We start from the raw sequence: 22,512 nt of genomic DNA, 5'->3' as shown, positions 1-22,512 counted from the left end.
TGCATGGGTAGAACTGAGTATTTGATCGTGAGTTCCTTTCCAATCATTGAGCGCGGCGCGCCAAGCGCCGCGCTTTGTATCACGCCACGATGTCGCTGACGGCTGCCTGGCCAACGGTGGTGACGAGGAAATCCGCCACACCGTGTCCGGAGAAGTCCACAGCCAAGGTGCCCAGGTTGGTACCCGAGGCATAGTTCAGCACAGCATCGCCGGCATGGCCGGTAAATGCATTGACGAAGCTCAAGCCCGCACCTTTGGTAATGCCCGACAGGTCGATCTTGTCGGAGCCCGAGGTGAAGTCAAAGATCTTGTCCGCAGCGCGTGGCGTGGAATCGGAACTGGCACCGTACACGAACGTGTCGTTGCCGGCGCCGCCCCACAATTGGTCTGCGCCGCCACCTCCGTAGATGAGGTCGTTACCGGCCCCGCCTTTGATGAGGTTGGCGACCTGGTTACCAATGATCAGGTCGTTGCCCGAACCGCCGAATGCGTTCTCGATGGTGACGCCCTTGGCGATCGACACGTTGCCCACCAGGCCGCCCACATCAGAAAACGAGGTGGCAGTGAGGTTGATCTTCTGGTTTTGAGTGAAACCGGAGAAGTCTAGAGTGTCTTTGCCGCCGCCGTCCCATACCGAAAACACCAGCTTGTCGGCATCGGATGTGGCAGTGAGGAAATCACGCCCGGTATTGGAGTTGAACCCGTAGGTCGTGTCACCGGCGCGAGTGCTGTAGTTGGCACCGTAGAGCTTCTGGATCGCGGCGATGTCGTCGATCAGCGGGCCCGCAGCATAGGCTTCGACACCACCTTTACTGAAGTTCTGGTTGGTGTTGCTCTCGCTCCAGTAACTCATCACGGAGTAAGCATGTGTATCTTCGGCATATTTCGCATCCGAATACGACGGTTGACCCACACTGGCGTCGTACGAACCTGGATGCTGCAGTCCAAGTGTGTGACCAATTTCATGGGTCAAGGTTTGACGACCGTAATTGCCGTTTGCCGGTGTTAAATTTTCTTGATAGTTTTGATTGGTATAAAACAACGCATCGCTATTTCCGCTGTTATTAGGGTAAAAGGCGAAAGCCGACCTGGCACCTCCATGCTGCAGGTCGTTACTATAATTACCCAGTGATATATGTGCGTCGCCTCCGCTTCTGGATTCGATGAATGAAATGTTGGCGACGTCCGACCAGGATTGGAACGAAAGGGCTGCCTGGGATCTCTGTTGAGCGTTGAATGCGCTGAAGCCAGAAACATTCTCGGAGGCGTATGCTTGACTTTCTGAAGTCAGAAAGCTGTAGGTGAAGTTGTATTTCCCATTGTGGTCGTTGTCACCCCAATAGTAACCTCCTCGAGTTATTTCATCCGCGGCCTGCGCAATAGTGTAAGACGGCTTGCCCTGTGAGGAATTAAATCCTCCTCGATCATAGGTGTGTGAAAAATTATAGAGTGCCTGGTAATCTTCACTTGTTCGCAGCTGCGCCGAAGTGGTGAGTGGGCTAACAAGATTTTTCGCCAAGATAGTCATACGAGTACATTCCTTCGTGTCCATTGATTTGAAGTGTTATATGCTTATCACGTTTTCGTTGCCTTCTTGTTGTGGTAGTCATTTATAAAGGACTTATGGGTTTAGTGTTATTTAAAAATTAAATATGGTATATAACTTGTTGATATATTCTTAAAAATTATTAAAACACCTTGGGTTGGTGAGTCAATTGACTGATTTTATTGCGGGGCGGTAATTCACGGTTCTCAAGGTGCATCCAAGAGGCGGTTAAGTAGTGTGGTGGCCTATTGATGGCTCGTCCTCAATATATTGATCACGGCCAGATCCCCTCTCATGCTGACTCGGTCAGTTAGCCGGTCAGTGTGTAGAGATCGGTCATGCAGCTGTCTTCTGCCTGGCATTGCTCTCGCTTCGAGATAACAACGAAAGCGAACGAACGATTTGATCTCACTCGCCCGTAGATTGCTCTTGCAAAAAAACTTGGCCTCCACTCTTAAAAACCCCGTAGATTGGGGAACTATAGAAGCTCCAAAATACTGAAGAGGACGTGCCAATACTTACTAATGTGTCGGGTTGGCAACTCCGGCCCGGGCATGAATTTTCTCGGCCGTCTCCTGTTTTGAGTGACCTCTACATGCGTTTACCGACACACATCAGGCATTTACAGACGTTAGTGGGCTAATAGATTGGCCGTGATCTTTGACACGGTCATCCTCGATAACGATTTTGCTGCTGGAGGAAATGTAGTACTCGTTTGTCTTTGCTAGACCTTGGACGACCATTAAATAGCCTCTTGAATCGCTACGCGTCCACGTGTCGCTATTACCTTGCTCTATTGGGTAGTAGTCCTCACTGGGGGTTGTATCAGTATGCCATGCACTTACTGCAACCTTGACAATTCTGCTTGCGCCGTTTGTGATTGTGATAGCCATATTTGCATTCCTTTTGGATTTTAAATTCCATGAGTTGGCTCCCTATTTAAAATAAAGCTGCAGACTTGCCACTGCTACAGAAAATCCGTAGTTAGGTTAACTCGCTGGCGCCATATTCAATTGATACTGGAGTCCAGCTCAATGCTGGACTCCAAGTAAAATGCAATGTGTTGCATGGGTTTATTGTTCTACCTGCTTCCGCAGTCAAGCTTACAGGCGGGAAAATGCAAGGTGTCATTACCTTGCCAACGCGTCGATTCTGACGAATGGTTAAATAAGATTTTGAAATAGTTGTTATTCACTCGAGTTCTTTCGCATAGGCCCATTGCCTAGTATTCAATCTGGAGTAAATAAGCACTTTAGCCCTCGCTGCTTCCACCCGGCTCGGCAACTCAATGATGGAAGTTTCTAGAGCCAGTTGGTTTTCGTAGAGCTTAGAGAGAATTGCGGAGCTGAAAAGATAAGGGCCTGCTCAGGTTTCCCTGGCAAGCCCTTGATATCTATGGTGCCCGAACCCGGAATCGAACCGGGACGCCCTTACGAGCGGGGGATTTTAAGTCCCATGCGTCTACCAGTTTCGCCATTCGGGCGGTAGCGCGGTGTAGCAGGGTTGGGAATATATAGATCCTGTCGCTTCGGCGCAACCTCGAAGCGCGCTTTCCTGCATAAAGATACCGATGAAAAAGTGTGGCAGATCAGTGATCTACAGGGCCTTTGGGTTAAGTCCTGATGAATGCTTGCGCCGCAGGAACACGCCTCATAAATGACAGTCATAGCGACATGCCATCCCGGCAAATCGCAAAGGAGTCAGTTGATGCTCAGTGTCCGTAGGCGTTCTTGGATGATGGCTGCAGGCGTGGTGGGGCTGTTGGGTGCGGCGATAGCTGGCCCGGCGCAGGCGGCGAGTGCGGTGCGGTGGGGAGAGTTCAGTGCATCGTCGACAGACAGATTGACGGGCGCCTCGGTAGAGGCGGGCAATACCTATGTGTTGAAGTCGTCGAGTATTTCCGTCGGCGATATCGAGGCGTTGCAAGCGGCGCAAAAGCGTAGCGAAAGCGAGCTGCAAAGCCTGAAAACCAAAATGGATGATCAGGATCGTGCATTTGACGAGTTCAAGCGTAAAGACGGGTCGAGTTCCAGCAGCAGTGATAGCCAGTTGTCGAGTCTCAAGCGCACGGTGGATGAGCAGAAAAATACGATAGATCGGCAGAAAGACGAAATCGCCGGCCTCAAGCGCGGCCTGGATGATTTGAAGCGCAGTGTGGAGACGTTGAGCAGCAAGGTGAAGTAAAGGAGAGGGCTTGCTCGGGAAAGCGGTGCTTCAGTAACTGGCTCAGTGCCTGACGTACCGCATTCGCGAGCAAGCCCGCTCCCACAAGATTTGTGTAATGCGCTGTGCCCGCGTTCAGTCAATCAGTGCCAGCAGGTCGGTAGTACCCACGTCCACGCCAGCCTGGGTCAGCAGTGTTGTCACCTGGCCCCGGTGGTGGGTCTGGTGGTTGAAAAAGTGCACCAGCAGGCCGAAGAAGGGCTTCTCACCTGCCACGCCGCGCATGTTGTGGTAGCGCAGGCGCTGGTCCAGATCAGACTCCTGCAGCGTGTTGGCCCAATCAATGATCAATTGATCCAGCCAGGCGCGATGGGCTGACAGTTCACTCAGGTTGGCAAAGGCCAATTGCTTGAGATCCACCGGTGTAGGGATGTCGCTCAACGGTGCCAACGCGCGAAAGCCCGCCGGATGTTCGGCAAAGCGCTTGAGCCAGACTGTGTCGCCCAGCATCAGGTGGTTCAAGGTGCCGAGGATCGAGCCGAAAAACGCCTGGCGATCCACCGTCAACTCCGCGTCGGTCAAGGTGCCGGCGGCGGCGTAGACCTTACGGTTCATCCATTGATTGTAGTGGGCCATCAACCCAATATGCTCGATGCGGTTCACCGCGGTTCTCCCTTGACGGCATGGTGGCGACATCATAAAGCTTGCCCGCCCGGCGGTCATGGTGTTCCATCGCAGGCGAACTATGTTTGATAAACGCCATTATTGCGCCCCGGGAGGGCGACACCATGAATACCAGCGATCTACTGGAACAACTGTGGCGAGCAGGGCAGCAAGGCGGCGGCGCTTCGGGCGGCGGCCTGGGCGGATTGCTTGGAGGTTTGTTGAAAAACGCCGGTACCGGCAATGCATCAGCCGGTGGCGGCTTGGGTGGTTTACTGGGTGGCCTGGGTGGCTTGTTGGGCGGCGCTCCGGCAGGCGGCACGACCCAGACGCGTAGCAGCGGCGGAATGAATTACGCGGCGCTGGCATCTCTCGGCATGGCCGCCTTCCAGGCGTATCAAGCGTGGCAACGTCAGCAGGCGAATGCACCGCAGCAAGCCATCCAGACCGTTGACCAGCTTGAAGGGCCTGAAGCCGAAGCCCATAGCCACGGCGTACTGCGTGCAATGATCGCAGCAGCCAAGGCGGACGGCAGGATCGATGAGCAAGAGAAAAAGATGATCTCTACCGAGATCGGCCGTCATACCGACGATCCACAACTGCAGCAGTGGCTCGACGCCGAAGTCGCCAAGCCACTGGATGCCGCAGATTTCGCTGAATATGCCAAGGACCCAGCAATCGCTTCGGAGATTTACCTGGCCAGCGTCCTGCTGGTTAATGATCAGCAGGACGCCGAGCGAAACTACCTGGACGATCTGGCCGGGCAGCTGCAAATCGACCCCCAGTTGCAGGTACACCTGGAGCAACAGGCCAAGGCCTAGAACCTGAAAGTAGCCCCAGTGGTCAGCCACTGGGCACGGTCCCCAGTCAAACTGCGCCCGACCACCAGGTCCACGTCGACAAACTTGCCGACGTGGAATCTCGGCCCCGCCTGCCATGCTTGTTCACCGCCTTCCTGGCCATAGCGTTCGCCAATCAACGTCAACACCTGCGCAAGCTGGTATTCGAAACCCATGCCCCAGGTCAGGCGGTGCTGTTGCGCGCCGTCGTTATAGGCATGGTTCCAGCCGGCATTCAGGTTCAGGCGCAATGCATCCATGGCCTGCCACGTTAACGGCACGTTGAAGTCAGCGCCGTCGAATGCGTGCTGACGATCGAGGGCAATGTGCGCCCCGACGGAGACTGCCAACTCCAGCCCCAGGTCTTCTCGTGACAACAGCTGCGCCTTCACCTGTGGGCTGACTTGCGTTTCGCCCTTTCCCGCGTCAGTGGCCCGCGATAACGCCGCGCCCCACTGCACCCATGGCATACCACTGAACGTGCAGGCCGGGGACAAGGTTTCGTTGTGCATACTGCCTGCGTGCCGATTGGCGGTGTGCCAGGCATCGATGTTGCATTCGCCAGGCGCATTGATCGCGCCATCATCCACCACGTAGGCGCCGCCGGCAGCATTCGCCTTGGAAACCAGAGCGAGGATTAACAGCGTGCCCAGCGTCACGCCGATAAAGATCAGGTTGCGCTGCAAGGCGCGGCGCTTGGCCGGTGGCAAGAGCAGCAGGGTGGGACGCGCCCTGCGCAAATGGCGCGCGCGATATTTGGCAAACCCGTCCGGGTGCTTCGGGTTGTGTGGGGTGTGCATGGTGCACCTCGCTTGAATTCAGCTTTCTACGGTCAGCACCGAAATGCCGCTGGCTTTGGCCTGGCAGACCAGCTCCGAGGTATCGTCACCGCCGGGCAGGGCGATGATCAGGTCGGGGCGGCTGTCGGCCAGCATGAAGTGGTTGCGTTGGCGTTCCGCCTGTTTGCCGTGGCGCTGCCAATTGGGTGGGTAGCGCACCACGTCGATACCGATTTCCCGCGCCCATTCCTCGATCTCGCTGCCGAGGAACTGGTTGCCGCCGTGGATCAACACCTGCACTGGGTGCAGGCGGTGGTAAGCGTCCAGCACGTGGCGGGACTTTTTGGTGTCGGCGTAATGACGACCTGCACAGATCAAGACGCGCATAGGGAGCATCCTTGTATTGCACGGTGGCGGCCGGGCGACCACCACCGTTTGAATGGCGGGGGATCAGTACCACTGCTTGAAGCGGCGGATGTAGATCGTTTTCATCAGTTGAGCGACGCAGCAGTAAGCCAGCAGGGTGCCTACCAGCCATGGGAAGTACGCCATCGGCAGCGGTTGCAGACCCACCAGGGTGCCTAGCGGCGAGAACGGCACGTAGATGCCCAAGGCGATCACAATGCAGGTCATCATCAACACCGGCCATGCGGCCGTGCTCTGGAAGAACGGAATCTTGCGGGTGCGCAGCATATGCACCACCAGGGTTTGCGAAAGCAGCCCTTCGATAAACCAACCGGACTGGAACAGCGTCTGCATTTCCACACTGTTGGCCGAGAACACGTACCACATCAGGGCAAAGGTGGTGATGTCGAAGATTGATGAGGTCGGCCCGATCCAGATCATGAAGCGGCCGATATTTTTTGCATCCCACTTGCGCGGTTTGGCCAGGTACTCCTTGTCCATCTTGTCCCACGGCAGAGCCAATTGGGAGATGTCGTACATCAGGTTCTGCAGCAGCAGGTGGATCGCCAGCATCGGCATGAACGGAATGAACGCACTGGCTACCAGCACCGAGAACACGTTGCCGAAGTTGGAGCTGGCGGTCATGTTCAGGTACTTCATGATATTGCCGAAGGTTTCGCGGCCCTTGAGCACGCCTTCTTCCAGCACCATCAGGCTCTTTTCCAGCAGGATGATGTCGGCCGACTCCTTGGCGATATCCGTGCCGCTGTCCACCGAAATACCCACGTCGGCATCCCGTAGCGCCGGTGCATCGTTGATGCCGTCGCCGAGAAAGCCCACCGTATGGCCGTTGGCTTGCAGTGCCTTGAGCACACGGGATTTTTGCAGCGGTGTCAGCTTGGCGAACACCGTGCGTTCTTCCACGCGGCGCAGCAGGGTGGCGTCGTCCATGGCTTCGATTTCCACGCCCAGCAGCGGCTGGCCGGGTTCGAGGCCAACCTGGCGGCAGATCTTGCTGGTGACCACCGCGTTGTCGCCGGTCAACACTTTGACCGCCACGCCAATCTGTTGCAGCGCGGCAATTGCCGGGCCCGCGGTTTCCTTCGGCGGGTCGAGGAAGGTCAGGAAGCCCTGGATCACCAGGTTGCGTTCATCGGCAGTGGTGTATTGCTGACGCGCCAATGCCTTGGGGATATGGCGGGTTGCGACCACCAGTACCCGGAAACCGTCTTCGTTGTAGTCGTTGGCAATCGCCAGCAGTGCCTCGCGACGGCGATCGTCCAGGGGTACGGCGGCGCCGTCTTCCAGGGTGTGGGTTGAAATGCTCAGCATCTCTTCCACGGCCCCTTTGCACACCAGCAACTGGTCACCGGCGGCATCCTTGACCACGATCGACAGGCGACGGCGTACAAAGTCGAAGGGCAATTCATCGACCTTGCTGTAGGCAAATGGCACCTGGAACTTGGGGTTTTGCGCCGAGAACTGCACCACGGCCTGGTCCATCAGGTTCTTCATGCCGCTCTGGTGAAAGCTGTTGAGCCAGGCCAGGGACAGCACCGCGTCGTCGCGCTGGCCGAAGGCGTTGACGTGATGCTCAAGGATGATCTTGTCCTGGGTCAGGGTGCCGGTCTTGTCGGTGCACAGCACATCCATTGAACCGAAGTTCTGGATCGCGTTGAGGCGCTTGACCACCACTTTGCGCTTGGCCATGGCTGTAGCGCCTTTGGCCAGGTTGGCACTGACGATCATCGGCAGCATTTCCGGGGTCAGGCCGACGGCCACCGCCAGGGCAAACAGGAAGGCATCGCCCCAGTCCCCCTTGGAGAAGCCATTGAGGAAGAACACGATCGGCACCATCACCAACATGAAGCGGATCAGCAGCCAACTGACACTGTTCACGCCACGGTCGAAGGCGGTTTGCACCCGCGAGCCGACAATCGCCTTGGCCAGGGAGCCGAAGTAAGTGCGCGGTCCGGTAGCCACCACCACCGCCTTGGCGCGGCCGCTCACCACGTTAGTGCCCATAAAGCAGATGTTCGGCAGGTCCAGCAGATTACCTTGGTCGGCGGCGAGGTTGGAGGCGGATTTTTGCGTGACATCGCCCAGGGTGTCGTACTTCTCCACCGGCAAGGCTTCACCGGTCAGCACGGCCTGGCTGATAAACAGGTCGCGTGACTCGATCAGGCGGATGTCGGCGGGGATCATGTCGCCGGCCGACAACTGCACGATATCGCCGGCCACCAGATCGCGCATCGGCACTTCGCGCAAAGTGGGCTGGGCGCCGACCTGTTCGCGACGTAGCACGGTGGCGGTGGTGCGTACCATCGCCTTCAGGGCCTCGGCGGATTTGGCCGAGCGGTGTTCCTGCCAGAAGCGCAGCAGGCTGCTGAGCAACACCATGGTCATGATGATGATGACTTTGGTCAGATCGACTTCTTCACCCGCCTGCAGTGGCAACCAATAGTCGGTGACAAAGCTGATACCGCCCAGGGTCAACAGCACGTAGATGAACGGGTTGTTCAGTGCCTGCAGGAACTGGACGATGGCGTGTGGCGGCTTGTCATGGGCGACTTCGTTATAGCCTTCCCGTTGCAGACGCGCCGAGGCGTCCAGTTCGGTCAGGCCGTCCTGGGTGGCTCGTACATTGGCGAGGGTGGCCGCCAGGCCATTCTGGGCTTCACGGGCGGCGCGCATCGACAGCTTGGTGTCGGCAGCGGTGCCATTTTTCTTGTGCAGAGGCGTGTTTTTTACGGCGCTCATTGTCTGTACTCCTGTCGCCAATTCTCGACAAAACATACCCAGTACTTACCTGCATATAGGCGAGCGAAAGCATGCCGAGCCGCGGACTTCGCGATCGGTTTAAATAAAGTGTTCAGGTAACTTCTACAATGCCCGCTAACAGCGCATTAATTAACTTGCGCGCAGCGGGCTCCTACTGGACTTGTTCATAAAGAACTCCAGGGCGTCAATAAGAAAGTTGTTGTTTCCAGCCAGGTCAGGCGGCGCGAGCGCTCACGTAAAGACCGAGCATCAAGCTGGCTTGCGCCAGGCGGGAAACCTTGGGTCTCTGTGGGTCTTGAGGGTCGGCGTGATCCCAGTGCTGCACCAGTTGGCCGCTGTCAGGGCAGATACGCCAGTGCGCCAGCGGCGGTACCGGGCGTACTTGGGAGGAGGGTGCAGCAAAGGCCGGGCGGGTTGGCCTGAAGCCCACGGGCTCGCGGCACAGCTTGGCGCGCAAGGCTGCGGCCAGTGTAGGTACATCGGGTAAAGCAATGAGTTGGAAGGTCATAACACACCTCGGGACCGGACACGCGACCGGTGAGGCAGTTACGGTGGAGCATCGAGCTCTAGCGCAGCTTACCGGACCTGGAAGGCGAGTCCTGTCATATTCTGGGTTTGGCGCCCGATGCCCGCAGAGGCGGTGCTCGGACAGCGACTAGATACTGTGTCCATTGGCTTCTTTTGTGAGGTTTAAAAAAGGCCCCAGTTGCGGGCACGGGCAATCTACTCAGAGCGTTACAGAATGTCAACGCATGATTAACTAAATTAGTCCGCGTTCAGAGTTTGTTCAGACAAGAGGCATGTTCAAGTTACTGGCCAGATAACTTTATATACCTTGCGCGGCGAGTATCGCCAGATAGATCAATACTAAACCGCACGCCGCATAACTCACGCGTTGCCAGGTCGGTGATGCGTTCTTGCGCAGCAGATTCACCAACGCGGCGGTGAGAAAACACGAGAGCACCGACGCCAGCATGAATCCGGCAAAAAACGTCAGGGTCTGCCCCTGGCTGGGGGTTGCGCCGACGATGCCCGACAGGGCGCTGCCCAGGGCGCCCCAGTAGACAATATTCTTTGGGTTGGCCAGGGAGATCGCCGCGCCTACGGCCAACGCATTTTTGCCTGAGCTGGCAGGGACGTTGTCGGTTGCGGGTAACTGCCACGCATCAATCAGGCTGCGGATGCCCAGCCAGGCCAGGTACAGCGCGCAGAAGATCGTCAGTGGCACTCGCACCGCATCATGCTGAATCAGCAGTGCGATACCGGTGAGGCCGATCACTGCCCAGACTGCATCGCCTACGAGGGAACCAAACTGCACCATCAGGGCCGGTGTGAAACCATGCAGCAAGCCGCGACGCAGGGTCTCTGCCAGCACCGCGCCAGGAGACAGGCAAAACACAAAACCGAATACCAGCGCATAGACAAAGATCGACAGCATGCCCGTGTCCTTTCAGGAAAGTGCGAAAGCATACGTCAGCGCAGGGTTAAGAAACCATGCAGATTTTAATGGTCCACGATCCAAATGTGGGAGGGGGCTTGCCCCCGATAGCAGTGTGTCAGTCAGCTCATCTGTAGCTGACCCTCCGCTATCGGGAGCAAGCCCCCTCCCACATTGAGGCTATACGCTCAAGTTCAACCTTCAATTCATCCGCGCCGAGGCTGGCAAATGGCAGCGCAAAAAACGCCTCGCAGCGAGCGGCAATAATGTCGAGGGTGGCCTTGAATGCAGCGTCTACCTGGGCTTCATCACCCTGCACGTGGGAAGGGTCCTGCAACCCCCAATGCGCCTTCACCGCCGCACCGAAATACACAGGGCAAGCTTCCCCGGCCGCGTTGTCGCACACCGTGATGACCACATCCGGCGGGCTGCCTTCAAAGGCGTCATTGCCCTTGCTGTACAAACCTTCGGTGCTGATGCCGGCTGCCTGCAGCGTGCTCAGGCTGCGGGGCAAAACCTGGCCCTTGGGGAAACTGCCGGAGCTGATCGCTTCGAAGCCCTCAGGCGCCATATGATTGAACATGGCTTCGGACAAAATACTGCGACAACTGTTAGCGGTACACATGAAAAGCACTTTCATTGCAGGCTCCTTTAAACGCTCAGGCGCAAGGCGAGGGCAGCGAGGGTGATCAACAGCACCGGCAAAGTCAGCACGATTCCGACCTTGAAGTAGTAACCCCAAGTGATAGTGATGCCTTTGCGTGCCAGGATATGCAGCCACAGCAAGGTGGCCAAACTGCCTATGGGGGTGATTTTCGGGCCCAGGTCGCTGCCGATCACATTGGCGTAGATCATTGCGTCCTTGACCACGCCCACAGCATGGCTGGACTCGATGGAGAGTGCGCCGATCAGCACCGTCGGCAGGTTATTCATCGCCGATGAGAGCAGCGCCGTCAGCACCCCGGTGCCCATAGCCGCGCCCCACACACCATAGGTGGCGAAAGTGTCGAGCCAGGTGGCCAGGTAGTCGGTCAGGCCGGCGTTACGCAGCCCATACACCACCAGGTACATGCCCAGGGAAAAGATCACGATCTGCCAGGGCGCTTCCTTGAGGACTTTACGTGTGGAAATCTTGTGGCCCTTGGCGGCAATCACCAGCAGCAGTACGGCGCAGACGGCGGAAATCGCACTGATGGGAATGCCCAGAGGTTCCAGGGCGAAACAGCCGATGAGCAGAATACCCAGTACCCACCAACCGGCGCGGAACGTCGCGGGGTCGTGGATGGCACTGGCGGGGTCTTCCAGGTCGGCCGGGTCGTAGGTCTGGGGAATGTCCCGGCGGAAAAACCACAGCAGCACTGCCAGGGTCGCGGCCACGCTGACCAGGTTCACCGGCACCATCACGGCGGCATATTCGTTGAAGCCGATCTTGAAATAATCAGCCGAGACGATGTTTACCAGGTTCGATACCACCAATGGCAGGCTCGCCGTATCGGCGATAAACCCCGCGCCCATGACGAATGCCAGGGTCGCTGCCGGTGAAAAACGCAGGGCCAGCAGCATCGACATCACGATGGGCGTGAGAATCAACGCCGCACCGTCATTGGCAAACAGCGCCGACACCAGCGCACCCAGCAGCACCATATAGGCAAACAACCGCCGTCCGCGGCCACGCCCCCAACGCGCCACATGTAGGGCTGTCCAGGCAAAGAAGCCGGCTTCGTCCAGCAACAGGCTGATGATGATCAGTGCGACGAAGGTACCGGTGGCATTCCAGATGATGTGCCACACCACCGGGATGTCCGCCAGGCTGATCACCCCGCAACCCAGGGCCAGGATCGCGCCCAGGCTGGCACTCCAGCCCACGCCAAGGCCCTTGGGCTGCCAGATGACCAGTACGATGGTGACGAGGAAAATCGCAATTGCGACAAGCATGAATAAACGCTCCGATGGCTCAGCAGCAGGTGCTGGCCCGTTGTGGTCTGTCGCCCATTGCATCCAGACGCAGCGCGTCGTTCTGCAACCATGGCTGGTTGGCTTGCAGGGTGGTGTCCAACACCTGTGTGACCCAGGCGGGCAGTGCCGGGTTGATGCGGTAGTAGATCCATTGCCCTTGACGGCGGTCCAGCAGCAGCCCGCAACTGCGCAGTTGCGCCAGATGACGGGAGATCTTCGGCTGGCTATCGTCCAAGGCATGGATCAGTTCGCATACGCAAAGTTCGCCTTCGCGCAGGATCAATAGGGTCATCCGAGCGCGGGTGGCATCAGCCAGGCACTTGAACAGGGTGGGAGGAGAGAGGAGATCCGACATGATCAGGGTATCCATATATGGTTATTCGAATATACGTATTTCCATATGTTTCGGTCAAATCCTGTTTCAGTTGATGTGGATCAAATGCCCGTGAAACAGCCACAACTGTTTGAAATTAAAATGAAACACAAAGGTCCTACAGTGCCTGCTCATTGCTGATGAAGGAAGAACCCGCGTGACCCGTGCCACTCGCAACCTGCGCAAGACCCTGGATTCCGTCGCGGAAAATAACGAAACCGCGGCGTTCGACCTGATGCGCGCCGTGGAAAAACTCGGTGACGAAGTGCTGCGCCAGCGCCTGCTCAACACCATCCACCGGCTGAACCAGGACGCGTACGAACTGCGTGAAGCGCGGGATTCGGTGGAGCAGGTTTCGGTGAGGCTCGCCTGAGCAAGATCGTTCAAGACAAGCCCCTGATTGCACTGGCATGCTTGTCGACTGTCCGTCGATGAGCCGTTTCCATGCCCACTGCATTACCTCATTACGCCTTCACTCGCGGCGCCATCGCCGTTATTCCCTTGTCTCTTGCCTGCGCCCCGTGGGGGTTGCTCGCCGGCTCCATGGCCATCGATGCGCAATTTACCCCGCTGCAAGCCCAAGGCTTGTCTGCCATCGTGTTTGCCGGTGCGGCGCAGTTGGTGGCCATCGGCATGGTCAAGAGCGGTGCCAGCCTGATATCCATCGTACTCACCACTTTGTTACTGACCTCCCAGCATCTGCTCTATGGCATGCACATGCGTCCCACGCTGTCGTCGCTCAATGTCCGGTGGCGCATGAGCCTGGGTTTCCTGCTGACCGATGAATTCTTTGCCCTGGTCAACCACTATGACCGCCAGACCTTCAATCGTTGGTACGCATTGGGCGTCGGCCTGACGTTTTACATCATCTGGAACCTGTTCACCCTGGCCGGCATTGTGTTGGGCAAAAGCATTCCGGGCCTTGATCAGCTGGGGCTGGAGTTTTCCATTGCCGCAACCTTTATCGCCCTGATCACTCCGGTGGTGCGCGATGTGCCGACCGTGGTGTGTGTCGCGGTCTCGCTGCTGTGTTCGGTGTGGTTGAGTTATTTGCACTGGGAGTCGGCGGTGGTGGTCTCGGGTGTACTGGGGATGAGCGCAGGTTTTGCCTGCAAGCGATTGGGAGTTGGGCAGCGATGATTTACCTGATGATTGTGGCCATGGGCCTTGTGGTGTTTTTCAACCGCTACCTGTTTATTGAGCCACGTTTGCCGGTGAGGCTTAATCGTGGCGCCCGTGAGTTCCTGGGTTTTGCCGTGCCGGGGATGCTTACGGCGATCTGCGGGCCGATTATTTTCCTGGCAGATCATCGGCTCAACTTGAGCCCGAGCAACCCTTACTTGCTCGCAGGTATCTGCGCCGTGGCCTTGATGTTCTGGACGCGCAGTGTGCTGATCACTGTGCTGTTGAGCATGGCGCTGTTCTATCTGTTTCGCTGGTGGTTCTGACGCCAGGGCAAAAAAAAGCCCGCGGGAGGGCGGGCAGAAGGGAGACTTCCAAAAAATGAGCTTGGCCACTATAGACGGCGGGTTGGCCCGTCACAGTGAAACAAAGTTCATGGGCGCGTCAGTTGGCCGCGGCACAGTGGTAGAGTCACGGTTTTTCCAAGGAAGCACAGGCATGTTCAAGATGGTAATCGGCGCATTGGTACTGGCCGCACTGGCCGGTTGCGCGGGCTCGAAGATGAAAGAGGCGCGTGCAGGCAGCCCCTATAAAACCCTGGCATCGGACAAGGCCACCCTGGTGGTCGCCCAGTGCATTCAGTTCGGCTGGCAGGATGAGCGCGTGTTCGGCGTTGATGCCGGCGGTTTCAAAGAGCCCACCGAGGCAGGTGGCTACACCGTCTACACCACGGCCGGCGACTACTTTGTTGACATACAAAGCACAGGGGCGGGTTCTACCGTCAAATACTATGCCGTGGAGGACAACATGCCAGCCAAACGTCGCCTGGCAGCGCTTGCCACTTGTCTGTAATACCTTGCCTTAACCCGATTCCGAAACGCCTGGCGGGACAGCCGCCGGGCATTGCCTTATGATTCAATCGCTCGCTCGACGTGATGGCTCTTTACCGGTACACGGATGTCGAGGCTTAAACGTCGAGCGAGCACCTCTTTGTTCAGCCTCAACGCGGCATAAAACCCAAGTGCCAGCGCCGCGGAATCATCAATGTCACCAGCCCCAATAACCCCGCCAATGCACCACTGACCCACAGTGCGCGCAGTCCCATTTGCTGCTCCAGCAGTGCGCCGATCACGGCACCGACAAACATTCCGGCCCACGGAATCAATTGCACGCGCCAACCATTGCGACGCTCGCCCATTACCCAGCGCCCCAGCCCGCGACCAAAGCGTGAGAGCGCCCCGGTGACGTAAGTGAGCCCCACGGGTAATCCGTTCACTTCTTCGACCGCCGCGTTGAGCATGCCCATGGCAATAATTGCCGCGAGCAACGCGGGCAAGGTGTCGGTCGCCGGCAACAGCGCCGCGCCGCAGAGCAAGGCGCCGATGCACAGCAACAACGGCAGTGCGTGGCGCTTGCTGAAACGGCTGACCACCACACCCAAGGCATTACCGACCACAAAGGTGGCAACCAGCAACACCAGACGCCCGGTGAGCCCCAGGTCACCCGCGCTGATGGCCACCGCCAGGCGCGTGGTGTTGCCGCTCATGAACGAGACGAAATCGCCGCTGGCCATAAAGCCAATGGCATCGGTCATGCCCGCCAGCACCGACAGGCAGGCCACCAGCATCAAGCCCACGCGGCCACGCCAGCGCTGGCGATGGGCGAGCGTGGCATTGGTGTAAGGCTTGCGGGACGAAGGCAGCATGGGGCTGGGTTCCACGATGAGATTATTCGGCCACTACCGTAGGACGCTTTGCGTGTATGCGCAATGACTTCAGGCACGTTCCAGTTGCCAGCCTGTGGGGTGCCAGGTCAGATGATGAGTCGGCTCGATCGCCTGCAAGAATGCAGGGTCGTGTGACACGGCCAGCATCGCGCCGGTAAATCCCTTCAAGGCCTGCTCAAAGGCAAGCACCGACTCCAGGTCCAAGTGGTTGGTGGGTTCATCCAGGAGCAACAATTGCGCTGGTGTATCACGCCACAAGGCAACGGCCATGGCGGCTTTCAAGCGCTCGCCACCGCTGAGTTGCCCGGTCGGCCGCGTGACCCGCGAAGCATCCAGCTGCAGCAGCGCCAGGCGCGTGCGCAGTTCGGCTTCGGCCAACGGCGTGTCGAGCAGGTTGAGCTGCTCGACAATGCTGCACCGGTCATCCAGCAACGCCAGCTGCTGATCGATATAAGCGCTGGGCACCGCCACTGTGCACCCGCCACTGATCGCCTGCCACTGGCCTGCAAGTAATTTGAGCAGGGTGGATTTACCGCAACCGTTCGGCCCGCGTACGGCAACGCGTGCGGCCCCCGACAGGCTGATCGTCAGGTAGGTGCCCGACGCCTTGGGGTCGAGCCAGGGCAATTGCGCACGTTCCAGAGTCAGGACCTGCCGGCCGTTGGGTACTGCCGAGCCTGGCAAGGCGAGCAGGGTCGGCGTCTCATCCACTACGCGCGCGTAGGCTTGGCGCACCTGGGCGTCGAGTTGGTGTTTGTGATCGTGGTGGGCACTGCGCACCGTGCTGACGACTTCCTTGGCAGCGCTTTTCCAGCGGGCCTTGGTAAAACGGTCGACGTTGGCGGTCTCGGCCTGCTTGCGTGAGCGCGCAGCATGGCGCTGGAGGCTGTCATGGTCTTTTTGCAAGCGCCGACGCTCACGGCTACGTTCCTGGCGCGCATGTTCCCATGCGGCGATAGCGGCGTGCTGTTGGGTATCGCGTTGCTGTCGATAGGCAGCGTAGTTGCCGCCATACACCTGAACGCCAAGGGGCGATAATTCGATGATGCGCGCCATGGTGTCGAGTAATTGGCGGTCATGGCTGACCACCACCAGGCCGCCGCGCCAATCAGCCAGTTCGCGCAACAGCCACTCGCGCCCGGCGCTGTCGAGGTGGTTGCTGGGTTCGTCCAGAATCAACAACTGCGGCGCCGCCAACAGCGCTCCGATCAGCGCGACCCTGGCCAGTTGGCCGCCGCTGAGTCGGTCGGATTGAGTGTCGGCGGCAAGTGTTGGCAAGCCTGCGGCATCCAATGCCAGGCGTAGGCGCTCTGCGAGGTCCCAGCGATCATCGATCAGTTCCAGATCGCCCTGGCGGCCGTCGCCGCGTGCCATACGCTCCAGGGCGGCCAGGGCAGGGGCGGTGCCGGTGATATGGGCGACAGTTTCTCCCGCTTGAATCGTCAACGCCTGGGGCACATAGATCAGGCTGAGTGGTCTTTTCAATGTGCCTGAAGACGGTTGCAGGATGCCGGCCATCAACTTCGCCAGGATACTTTTACCACGGCCATTGCGCCCGACGATGCCGGTGTGGGTGCGATCAATGGACAGGTTCACGTCCTCCAGCAAGGTTTCGCCATTGGCGAACTGGAAAGACACATGTTGCAGGGAAACAAGAACGGGCAGCCGGTTGACGTCAGTCATCAGCACCTCCAAAAAAATGTCGAACAGGCCAACAAGCGCGCCAGGCGGCTCGTTGCGGATACATTCTGGAAGGCTTAGTTGTTCACGTCGGCGCTCGTCCCGTAAATCAGAAGGGGCGCAAAGGCTAACCCACCTTGGCTTTGTGCGGCAAGTCTTCGGCCAGCTTCTCCAGGAACATCGCCAGGGCGACTTCCTCGGCTTTCAGACCCTTGCGCACTCGTGGCTTGGGCAGTTTCGACAGTTCGCCGAGGCTGAAATGCTCAAGCACCGCGGGGTGGATGTAGCACTTGCGGCACACGGCGGGCGTGTTGCCCAACTGCCTGGCCACGTCCTTGACCATTCCTACCACGTGCCGCTTGGCGTCTGACTCCGGCTGCCACGCCAACTCGCGCAACACCGCCAATGCCATCGCCGTGCCCGCCCAGGTGCGGTAGTCCTTGGCGGTGAAGTCTTCGCCGGTGAGTTCGTGCAGGTAAGCGTTGACGTCATGGGAACTGACGGTGTGGCGTTCACCGTCTTCGTCCAGATACTGGAACAGGTTCTGCCCGGGCAATTCCATGCAGCGCTTGACCACGCGGGCCAGGCGTCGGTCCTTGACGCTCACTTGGTGCTCGACACCGCTTTTGCCGCGAAACTGAAACTGGATTTCGCTGCCCTTGATGTCCACATGGCGATTGCGCAGGGTGGTCAGGCCGTAGGATTTATTCTCGCGGGCGTATTGGGTATTGCCGACGCGGATCAGCGTGGCGTCCAGCAACGTCACCACCGTGGCCAGCACCTTTTCGCGGGTAAAGCCGGGCTCGGCGATTTGGGCTTCCAGCTGTTTGCGCAATTTTGGCAAGGCGCTGCCGAATGCCTGCAACCGCGAATACTTGTCGCTGTCACGCACTTCGCGCCAGCGTGGGTGGTAACGGTATTGCTTGCGGCCACGGGCGTCGCGGCCGGTGGCTTGCAGATGGCCGCGCGGGTCTGCGCAGATCCACACATCGGTGTAGGCGGGCGGTACCGCCAGTGCGTTCAGACGTTTTATTTCATCAGCATCGGTAATGCGCTGGCCTTTTGCGTCCAGGTATTGAAACTTGCCCCGCAGCTTTTTACGGCGGATTCCAGGCTGGGTGTCATCCACATAATGCAGGTCACGGGGCAGGTCGGCGGGCAACGAAGAGTCGGGCATGGTGCGGGTTCCTTGGCAACAAATCAGGCCGGTATGTCTGATTGACCGCAGCGTTTTGCGGTCGTGCCAATTGCTTAAGCCAGCACCGCCACCGCCTTGATTTGCGCCCACAGCACCTGGCCCGGATGCAGTTGCAGCTGGTCGCGGGAGAAACGCGTGATACGTGCCAGCAATGGTGTGCCGCCGGCATCCAGGCGTACCAGAACATGGGCGCTGTTATCCGCCCCCATGTCCTGGATGACCGTCACGGGCAAACGATTGAGGATGCTGCTGTGTTCGTCCGCTTGCAGGTTGAGGCTCACATCCCGTGCCTGGATCTTGACCCGCAACGGTTTACCCACCGCCACCGGCGCATGGGCCACGCGAATCTGCAATCGGCAGTCAGGCAGTTGCAGGGTGAGCAACTGATAGTGCGCGTCGTAGGCAATGACGCTGCCGGCGATCACCACGCCGGCATCGTCGCCCAGGGCCAGGGGCAAATCGAGACGCGCCAGGGTTTCGCCGATGGGGCCGCTGGCCAGGGCCTTGCCGTCGCTGAGCAGGACGATATGGTCGGCCAGGCGCGCGACTTCATCCTGGGCATGGCTGACGTAGAGCACCGGGATATCCAGCTCGTCGTGCAGGCGCTCCAGGTACGGCAGGATCTCGTTTTTGCGTTTGCTGTCCAAGGCGGCCAGCGGTTCATCCATCAGTAACAGCCTGGGGCTGGTGAGCAAGGCCCTGGCGATACCGATGCGCTGACGCTCGCCCCCGGACAGGTGTTGTGGGTGACGCTCAAGCAGGTGACCGATGCCCAGCAGCTCGGTGGCCTGGGCCATATCCACACGCCGTTGCGCGCGCGGGATGCGCTTGAGGCCGAACTCCAGATTGGCCCGCACCGACAGGTGAGCAAACAGGCTTGCCTCTTGGAATACATACCCCAAGGCGCGTTTATGCGGTGGTACGAACAGCCCGTTGCGGCTGTCTTGCCAGACCTCATCATTGATCTGTACAAAACCCTCCTCGGCGCGCTCCAAGCCGGCGATACAACGCAGGCAGGTGGTCTTGCCGGAGCCGGACTGCCCATATAACGCGGTCACCCCGCGCCCAGGCAATTGCAGGTCCACGTCCAGCGCAAAGGCGGAATATTTCAAGTTCAGACGTATATCAATCATCACGATCAGCTCCAGCCCATCCTGGTTTTGCGGCTGGAGTACAACGCCAGCAATACGAGGAACGCGAACACCACCATGACGCCGGCCAACCAATGGGCCTGGGCATATTCCATGGCTTCGACGTGGTCGTATATTTGCACCGAGACTACTCGGGTCTTGTCCGGGATATTGCCGCCGATCATCAACACCACGCCGAACTCGCCGACGGTATGGGCAAAGCCGAGGATCGACGCGGTGATAAAACCCGGGCGTGCCAGGGGCAGGATCACTGTGAAAAACGTGTCCCACGGATTGGCGCGCAAGGTCGCGGCTACTTCCAATGGGCGTGTGCCGATGGCGGAAAAGGCGTTCTGCAACGGCTGCACCACGAACGGCATGGAATAGATCACCGAGCCGATCACCAGCCCGGCAAAACTGAATGTAAGCGTGCCCAGGCCCAGCCATTGGGTGAACTGGCCGAAGTAACCGTTGGGGCCCATGCTCAACAGCAAGTAGAAACCGATGACCGTTGGCGGCAGCACCAACGGTAATGCGACTACTGCACCGACGGGGCCGCGCCACCATGAGGTGGTGCGCGACAGCCACAGGGCTATCGGAGTGCCGATGATCAACAGGATCACAGTAGTCAGTGACGCCAGTTTGATGGTCAACCAGATCGCGGAAAAGTCAGCACTCGACAGGGGCATTTACAGCTCGTAGCCGTAGGATTTGATGATGGCAGCGGCTTTCGGGCCTTTCAGGTACTCAACCAGCGCCTTGGCAGCGGCGCTGTCCTTGCCTTTGTTGAGGATCACGGCGTCCTGTTTGATCGGGTCATGCATCGATGCCGGAACAATCCACGCCGAACCGCTGGTGACTTTGCCGTCTTTATAGATCTGCGACAAGGCGACAAAGCCCAGCTCGGCATTCCCGGTGGACACGAACTGATAGGCCTGGGTGATGTTCTGGCCTTCGACGAGCTTGTCCTTGACCTGCGCGGTCAAACCTTGCTTGGCCAGTACCTGGGTGGCGGCCAGGCCATAGGGCGCGGCTTTGGGGTTGGCGATGGACAGGTGCTTGAATTGATTGTGCTTGAGCACTTCACCTTTGGCGTCCACGTAGCCTGCTGTTGCCGACCACAGCGCAAGGGTGCCGACGGCGTAGGTGAAGCGCGACCCCTTGACCGTCTGGCCTTCGCTTTCGAGCTTCTGCGGGGTAGTGTCATCGGCGCTGAGGAACACCTCGAACGGCGCGCCGTTCTTGATCTGGGTATAGAACTGCCCGGTAGCACCGTAGGCTGCGATGAGCGTGTGGCCGGTGTCTTTCTCGAAGTCGACGGCAATTGCCTGGATCGGCGCGGTGAAGTTGGCGGCCACGGCCACCTGCACTTCATCGGCATGGGCCGAACCTAGCACGAACACGGCAAGCAGGGGGGCCAGGCGCGAGATACGGTTCATCGTGAAGCGACTCCTTGGGCTGTACGGGGCGTTCAGGTAGAAGGCTCTACCGCTATGTATGGGAATATATAGCGGTTGGCCATTGCCGGTACAGTGCAAAGTTGCCGCTGATGTCAGTGGCGCGCGAGTCCGGTCAACGCCTGCTCGGACAATTGAAGCGTCAGGTCATAAGTGGACAGGTCTTTGCCAAGCCCCAGTGCCTGGCCCGCCCACAGGTTGCTGAAACCTGCTTCATCCTTGGCCTTGAGCGGCATTAACGCACCTCCGGCTTTGGGGAATGCCGGGGCGCTCGGGTTGATCGGGCCGAGCTCCCGCATCACGCGGTTGACGATGCCCCGCGCCGGGCGGCCGGTGAAGAGGTTGGTCAGTGCCGTCTCACTGGCCTGGGCATGGCGCAGCGCGTGGTGGTGCGAGGCGGTGATGCTGGCTTCGGGCGTGAACAGGTACGCCGTGCCGATCTGGACTGCCGAGGCGCCCAGGGCAAGGGCCGCGACGATGCCACGCGCATCACCGATGCCGCCTGCGGCAATCACCGGCACGCTGACTGCGTCGACCACTTGCGGCACCAGTGCCATCAACCCGATCTGGCTGTTCAGGTCATCGCTGAGGAATAGGCCACGGTGCCCACCGGCTTCAATGCCCATGGCAATAATTGCGTCGCAGCCGTGTTTTTCCAGCCAGATTGCTTCCTCAACGGTGGTGGCCGATGACAGCACTTTGGCGCCCGTGGCTTTTACCCGATCGAGCAAGGACTTTTCCGGCAGACCAAAATGAAAGCTCACGACTTCCGGGCGCAGTTGTTCCACCAACTGGCACGCCGCGTCGTTGAACGGTGCGCGATTGGACACGGGGGTGGGCGCATCAAAATCGGCACCAAGTTCGTGATAGTAGGGTTGCAGCACATCCTTCCAATGGCGGTCACGCTCTTCATCGGCCACAGGCGGCTGATGGCAGAAGAAGTTCAGATTCAACGGCCGTGTACTGGCCTGGCGGATGACAGTGACCGCTTCACGCAGTTGCTCGATACTCAGCGCTGCGGCAGGCATGGAACCCAGCGCCCCCGCGCGTTGGGCAGCGATGACCATGGCGGTGGTCGTCGCGCCGGCCATTGGCGCCTGGATGATCGGCACGTCGATGCCCAGCAGGTCGAGAATACGGGTGTCTGGCCAGGTGCTCATGGGATGCGTCTCCAGCGTTAGTAGGGCATTTCGCTGTTTTAGCAGGGCCGTTGGCTCCGGGCCACTCTGTTTTATTCACTGGACGAGAATGGCATT

24 protein-coding genes and 1 tRNA gene are annotated in these 22,512 nt (G+C 58.8%); 6 read left to right on the top strand and 19 right to left on the bottom strand.

The features are described from left to right. Window positions 1-79: 79 nt before the first annotated feature. The 3 genes from LJX92_RS13570 to LJX92_RS13560 all read right to left on the bottom strand — a co-directional run bounded on the left by LJX92_RS13570 (window position 80) and on the right by LJX92_RS13560 (window position 3,029). Window positions 80-1,528, bottom strand: a complete 1,449-nt coding sequence (locus LJX92_RS13570; RefSeq protein ID WP_032803527.1) for a serralysin family metalloprotease — start codon at window positions 1,526-1,528, stop codon at window positions 80-82. Between the two features lie 632 nt (window positions 1,529-2,160). Further along, window positions 2,161-2,439, bottom strand: coding sequence for a hypothetical protein (locus LJX92_RS13565; protein WP_228308391.1), 279 nt, complete (start codon window positions 2,437-2,439; stop codon window positions 2,161-2,163). Window positions 2,440-2,942: 503 nt separating this feature from the next. Then, a tRNA-Leu gene (locus LJX92_RS13560) sits at window positions 2,943-3,029 on the bottom strand. A gap of 224 nt (window positions 3,030-3,253) precedes the next feature. On the opposite strand from LJX92_RS13560, the gene LJX92_RS13555 reads away from it, so the two are divergent. Then, a complete protein-coding gene (locus LJX92_RS13555; RefSeq protein ID WP_228308390.1) occupies window positions 3,254-3,730 on the top strand; it encodes a hypothetical protein in 477 nt (158 codons plus the stop codon). Window positions 3,731-3,844: 114 nt separating this feature from the next. Here the strand turns inward: LJX92_RS13555 and LJX92_RS13550 are convergent, their stop codons facing one another. Continuing rightward, entirely contained in the window at window positions 3,845-4,372 is a 528-nt protein-coding gene (locus LJX92_RS13550) for a DinB family protein (RefSeq protein WP_228308389.1), read from the bottom strand. Between the two features lie 125 nt (window positions 4,373-4,497). On the opposite strand from LJX92_RS13550, the gene LJX92_RS13545 reads away from it, so the two are divergent. Next, window positions 4,498-5,193, top strand: coding sequence for a tellurite resistance TerB family protein (locus tag LJX92_RS13545; protein ID WP_228308388.1), 696 nt, complete (start codon window positions 4,498-4,500; stop codon window positions 5,191-5,193). On the opposite strand, the gene LJX92_RS13540 is transcribed toward LJX92_RS13545, so the two are convergent. From LJX92_RS13540 to LJX92_RS13505, 8 genes are all read right to left on the bottom strand, one after another. Further along, on the bottom strand, window positions 5,190-6,011 hold the full coding sequence (locus tag LJX92_RS13540) for a hypothetical protein (protein ID WP_228308387.1): 822 nt from the start codon (window positions 6,009-6,011) through the stop codon (window positions 5,190-5,192). The two genes, LJX92_RS13545 and LJX92_RS13540, sit on opposite strands and share 4 nt — an antisense overlap. A gap of 18 nt (window positions 6,012-6,029) precedes the next feature. Then, window positions 6,030-6,377 carry a DUF2493 domain-containing protein gene (locus tag LJX92_RS13535; RefSeq protein WP_005788155.1) on the bottom strand — a complete coding sequence of 116 codons (348 nt, stop codon included), beginning with the start codon at window positions 6,375-6,377 and terminating at the stop codon, window positions 6,030-6,032. Between the two features lie 63 nt (window positions 6,378-6,440). Further along, window positions 6,441-9,155, bottom strand: a complete 2,715-nt coding sequence (mgtA, locus tag LJX92_RS13530; protein WP_032875522.1) for a magnesium-translocating P-type ATPase — start codon at window positions 9,153-9,155, stop codon at window positions 6,441-6,443. Between the two features lie 235 nt (window positions 9,156-9,390). Continuing rightward, window positions 9,391-9,684: a hypothetical protein gene (locus LJX92_RS13525; protein ID WP_148854601.1), complete on the bottom strand. Its 294-nt coding sequence runs from the start codon at window positions 9,682-9,684 to the stop codon at window positions 9,391-9,393. A 318-nt stretch (window positions 9,685-10,002) separates the two neighbouring features. After that, window positions 10,003-10,614, bottom strand: coding sequence for a LysE family transporter (locus LJX92_RS13520; protein WP_032875515.1), 612 nt, complete (start codon window positions 10,612-10,614; stop codon window positions 10,003-10,005). A gap of 148 nt (window positions 10,615-10,762) precedes the next feature. Continuing rightward, window positions 10,763-11,254 (bottom strand): arsenate reductase ArsC, encoded by a 492-nt coding sequence (locus LJX92_RS13515; RefSeq protein ID WP_032875512.1) that lies wholly within the window; start codon window positions 11,252-11,254, stop codon window positions 10,763-10,765. A gap of 11 nt (window positions 11,255-11,265) precedes the next feature. Continuing rightward, a complete protein-coding gene (locus LJX92_RS13510) occupies window positions 11,266-12,549 on the bottom strand; it encodes an arsenic transporter (RefSeq protein WP_103735133.1) in 1,284 nt (427 codons plus the stop codon). Between the two features lie 19 nt (window positions 12,550-12,568). Then, a complete protein-coding gene (locus LJX92_RS13505; protein WP_078821421.1) occupies window positions 12,569-12,925 on the bottom strand; it encodes a metalloregulator ArsR/SmtB family transcription factor in 357 nt (118 codons plus the stop codon). Between the two features lie 175 nt (window positions 12,926-13,100). Between LJX92_RS13505 and LJX92_RS13500 the strand changes: the two genes are divergently transcribed. The 4 genes from LJX92_RS13500 (at window position 13,101) to LJX92_RS13485 (ending at window position 14,917) form a co-directional block, all read left to right on the top strand. Continuing rightward, on the top strand, window positions 13,101-13,316 hold the full coding sequence (locus LJX92_RS13500) for a hypothetical protein (RefSeq protein WP_005788169.1): 216 nt from the start codon (window positions 13,101-13,103) through the stop codon (window positions 13,314-13,316). A gap of 71 nt (window positions 13,317-13,387) precedes the next feature. Beyond that, window positions 13,388-14,083, top strand: a complete 696-nt coding sequence (locus LJX92_RS13495) for an AzlC family ABC transporter permease (protein WP_005788171.1) — start codon at window positions 13,388-13,390, stop codon at window positions 14,081-14,083. Next, complete coding sequence (locus LJX92_RS13490; protein WP_005788173.1) at window positions 14,080-14,391, top strand: AzlD domain-containing protein; 312 nt, start codon at window positions 14,080-14,082, stop codon at window positions 14,389-14,391. The genes LJX92_RS13495 and LJX92_RS13490 overlap by 4 nt, the downstream gene beginning before the upstream one ends. 172 nt (window positions 14,392-14,563) lie before the next feature. Next, window positions 14,564-14,917: a hypothetical protein gene (locus LJX92_RS13485; RefSeq protein ID WP_005788175.1), complete on the top strand. Its 354-nt coding sequence runs from the start codon at window positions 14,564-14,566 to the stop codon at window positions 14,915-14,917. A 148-nt stretch (window positions 14,918-15,065) separates the two neighbouring features. Here LJX92_RS13485 and LJX92_RS13480 read toward each other — a convergent pair whose 3' ends face one another. The 7 genes from LJX92_RS13480 to LJX92_RS13450 form a co-directional block, all read right to left on the bottom strand. Beyond that, on the bottom strand, window positions 15,066-15,770 hold the full coding sequence (locus tag LJX92_RS13480; RefSeq protein ID WP_032875504.1) for a YoaK family protein: 705 nt from the start codon (window positions 15,768-15,770) through the stop codon (window positions 15,066-15,068). 69 nt (window positions 15,771-15,839) lie between these two features. Further along, on the bottom strand, window positions 15,840-17,474 hold the full coding sequence (locus LJX92_RS13475) for an ABC-F family ATP-binding cassette domain-containing protein (protein WP_228308386.1): 1,635 nt from the start codon (window positions 17,472-17,474) through the stop codon (window positions 15,840-15,842). A gap of 124 nt (window positions 17,475-17,598) precedes the next feature. Next, window positions 17,599-18,648, bottom strand: a complete 1,050-nt coding sequence (locus LJX92_RS13470; protein WP_005788182.1) for a DNA topoisomerase IB — start codon at window positions 18,646-18,648, stop codon at window positions 17,599-17,601. 74 nt (window positions 18,649-18,722) lie between these two features. After that, window positions 18,723-19,802, bottom strand: a complete 1,080-nt coding sequence (gene modC, locus LJX92_RS13465) for a molybdenum ABC transporter ATP-binding protein (protein WP_032875499.1) — start codon at window positions 19,800-19,802, stop codon at window positions 18,723-18,725. Window positions 19,803-19,807: 5 nt separating this feature from the next. Continuing rightward, window positions 19,808-20,488 carry a molybdate ABC transporter permease subunit gene (gene modB, locus LJX92_RS13460; RefSeq protein ID WP_032875497.1) on the bottom strand — a complete coding sequence of 227 codons (681 nt, stop codon included), beginning with the start codon at window positions 20,486-20,488 and terminating at the stop codon, window positions 19,808-19,810. Continuing rightward, the gene (gene modA / locus LJX92_RS13455) at window positions 20,489-21,238 is read right to left on the bottom strand and encodes a molybdate ABC transporter substrate-binding protein (RefSeq protein ID WP_228308385.1); all 750 of its coding nucleotides are present in this window, start codon (window positions 21,236-21,238) and stop codon (window positions 20,489-20,491) included. A gap of 113 nt (window positions 21,239-21,351) precedes the next feature. After that, complete coding sequence (locus LJX92_RS13450) at window positions 21,352-22,416, bottom strand: NAD(P)H-dependent flavin oxidoreductase (protein WP_228308383.1); 1,065 nt, start codon at window positions 22,414-22,416, stop codon at window positions 21,352-21,354. Window positions 22,417-22,512: the final 96 nt, after the last annotated feature.

Origin of the sequence: Pseudomonas sp. HN8-3 (assembly GCF_020790195.1) — a bacterium.
Classification (GTDB): domain Bacteria; phylum Pseudomonadota; class Gammaproteobacteria; order Pseudomonadales; family Pseudomonadaceae; genus Aquipseudomonas; species Aquipseudomonas synxantha_A.
Note: the sequence above shows the minus strand (reverse complement) of the source record. Positions and strands in the feature narration are given on the sequence as shown.

What these genes read in the sequence shown, in the direction of transcription:
- LJX92_RS13570 (WP_032803527.1), bottom strand. Translation starts at nt 1,528, where the DNA reads ATGACTATCTTGGCGAAAAATCTTGTTAGCCCACTCACCACTTCGGCG.
- modC (WP_032875499.1), bottom strand. Translation starts at nt 19,802, where the DNA reads ATGATTGATATACGTCTGAACTTGAAATATTCCGCCTTTGCGCTGGAC.
- LJX92_RS13545 (WP_228308388.1), top strand. Translation starts at nt 4,498, where the DNA reads ATGAATACCAGCGATCTACTGGAACAACTGTGGCGAGCAGGGCAGCAA.
- LJX92_RS13515 (WP_032875512.1), bottom strand. Translation starts at nt 11,254, where the DNA reads ATGAAAGTGCTTTTCATGTGTACCGCTAACAGTTGTCGCAGTATTTTG.
- LJX92_RS13470 (WP_005788182.1), bottom strand. Translation starts at nt 18,648, where the DNA reads ATGCCCGACTCTTCGTTGCCCGCCGACCTGCCCCGTGACCTGCATTAT.
- LJX92_RS13510 (WP_103735133.1), bottom strand. Translation starts at nt 12,549, where the DNA reads ATGCTTGTCGCAATTGCGATTTTCCTCGTCACCATCGTACTGGTCATC.
- LJX92_RS13490 (WP_005788173.1), top strand. Translation starts at nt 14,080, where the DNA reads ATGATTTACCTGATGATTGTGGCCATGGGCCTTGTGGTGTTTTTCAAC.
- LJX92_RS13485 (WP_005788175.1), top strand. Translation starts at nt 14,564, where the DNA reads ATGTTCAAGATGGTAATCGGCGCATTGGTACTGGCCGCACTGGCCGGT.
- LJX92_RS13475 (WP_228308386.1), bottom strand. Translation starts at nt 17,474, where the DNA reads ATGACTGACGTCAACCGGCTGCCCGTTCTTGTTTCCCTGCAACATGTG.
- mgtA (WP_032875522.1), bottom strand. Translation starts at nt 9,155, where the DNA reads ATGAGCGCCGTAAAAAACACGCCTCTGCACAAGAAAAATGGCACCGCT.
- LJX92_RS13495 (WP_005788171.1), top strand. Translation starts at nt 13,388, where the DNA reads ATGCCCACTGCATTACCTCATTACGCCTTCACTCGCGGCGCCATCGCC.
- LJX92_RS13565 (WP_228308391.1), bottom strand. Translation starts at nt 2,439, where the DNA reads ATGGCTATCACAATCACAAACGGCGCAAGCAGAATTGTCAAGGTTGCA.
- LJX92_RS13525 (WP_148854601.1), bottom strand. Translation starts at nt 9,684, where the DNA reads ATGACCTTCCAACTCATTGCTTTACCCGATGTACCTACACTGGCCGCA.
- modB (WP_032875497.1), bottom strand. Translation starts at nt 20,488, where the DNA reads ATGCCCCTGTCGAGTGCTGACTTTTCCGCGATCTGGTTGACCATCAAA.
- modA (WP_228308385.1), bottom strand. Translation starts at nt 21,238, where the DNA reads ATGAACCGTATCTCGCGCCTGGCCCCCCTGCTTGCCGTGTTCGTGCTA.
- LJX92_RS13520 (WP_032875515.1), bottom strand. Translation starts at nt 10,614, where the DNA reads ATGCTGTCGATCTTTGTCTATGCGCTGGTATTCGGTTTTGTGTTTTGC.
- LJX92_RS13540 (WP_228308387.1), bottom strand. Translation starts at nt 6,011, where the DNA reads ATGCACACCCCACACAACCCGAAGCACCCGGACGGGTTTGCCAAATAT.
- LJX92_RS13505 (WP_078821421.1), bottom strand. Translation starts at nt 12,925, where the DNA reads ATGTCGGATCTCCTCTCTCCTCCCACCCTGTTCAAGTGCCTGGCTGAT.
- LJX92_RS13480 (WP_032875504.1), bottom strand. Translation starts at nt 15,770, where the DNA reads ATGCTGCCTTCGTCCCGCAAGCCTTACACCAATGCCACGCTCGCCCAT.
- LJX92_RS13555 (WP_228308390.1), top strand. Translation starts at nt 3,254, where the DNA reads ATGCTCAGTGTCCGTAGGCGTTCTTGGATGATGGCTGCAGGCGTGGTG.
- LJX92_RS13450 (WP_228308383.1), bottom strand. Translation starts at nt 22,416, where the DNA reads ATGAGCACCTGGCCAGACACCCGTATTCTCGACCTGCTGGGCATCGAC.
- LJX92_RS13535 (WP_005788155.1), bottom strand. Translation starts at nt 6,377, where the DNA reads ATGCGCGTCTTGATCTGTGCAGGTCGTCATTACGCCGACACCAAAAAG.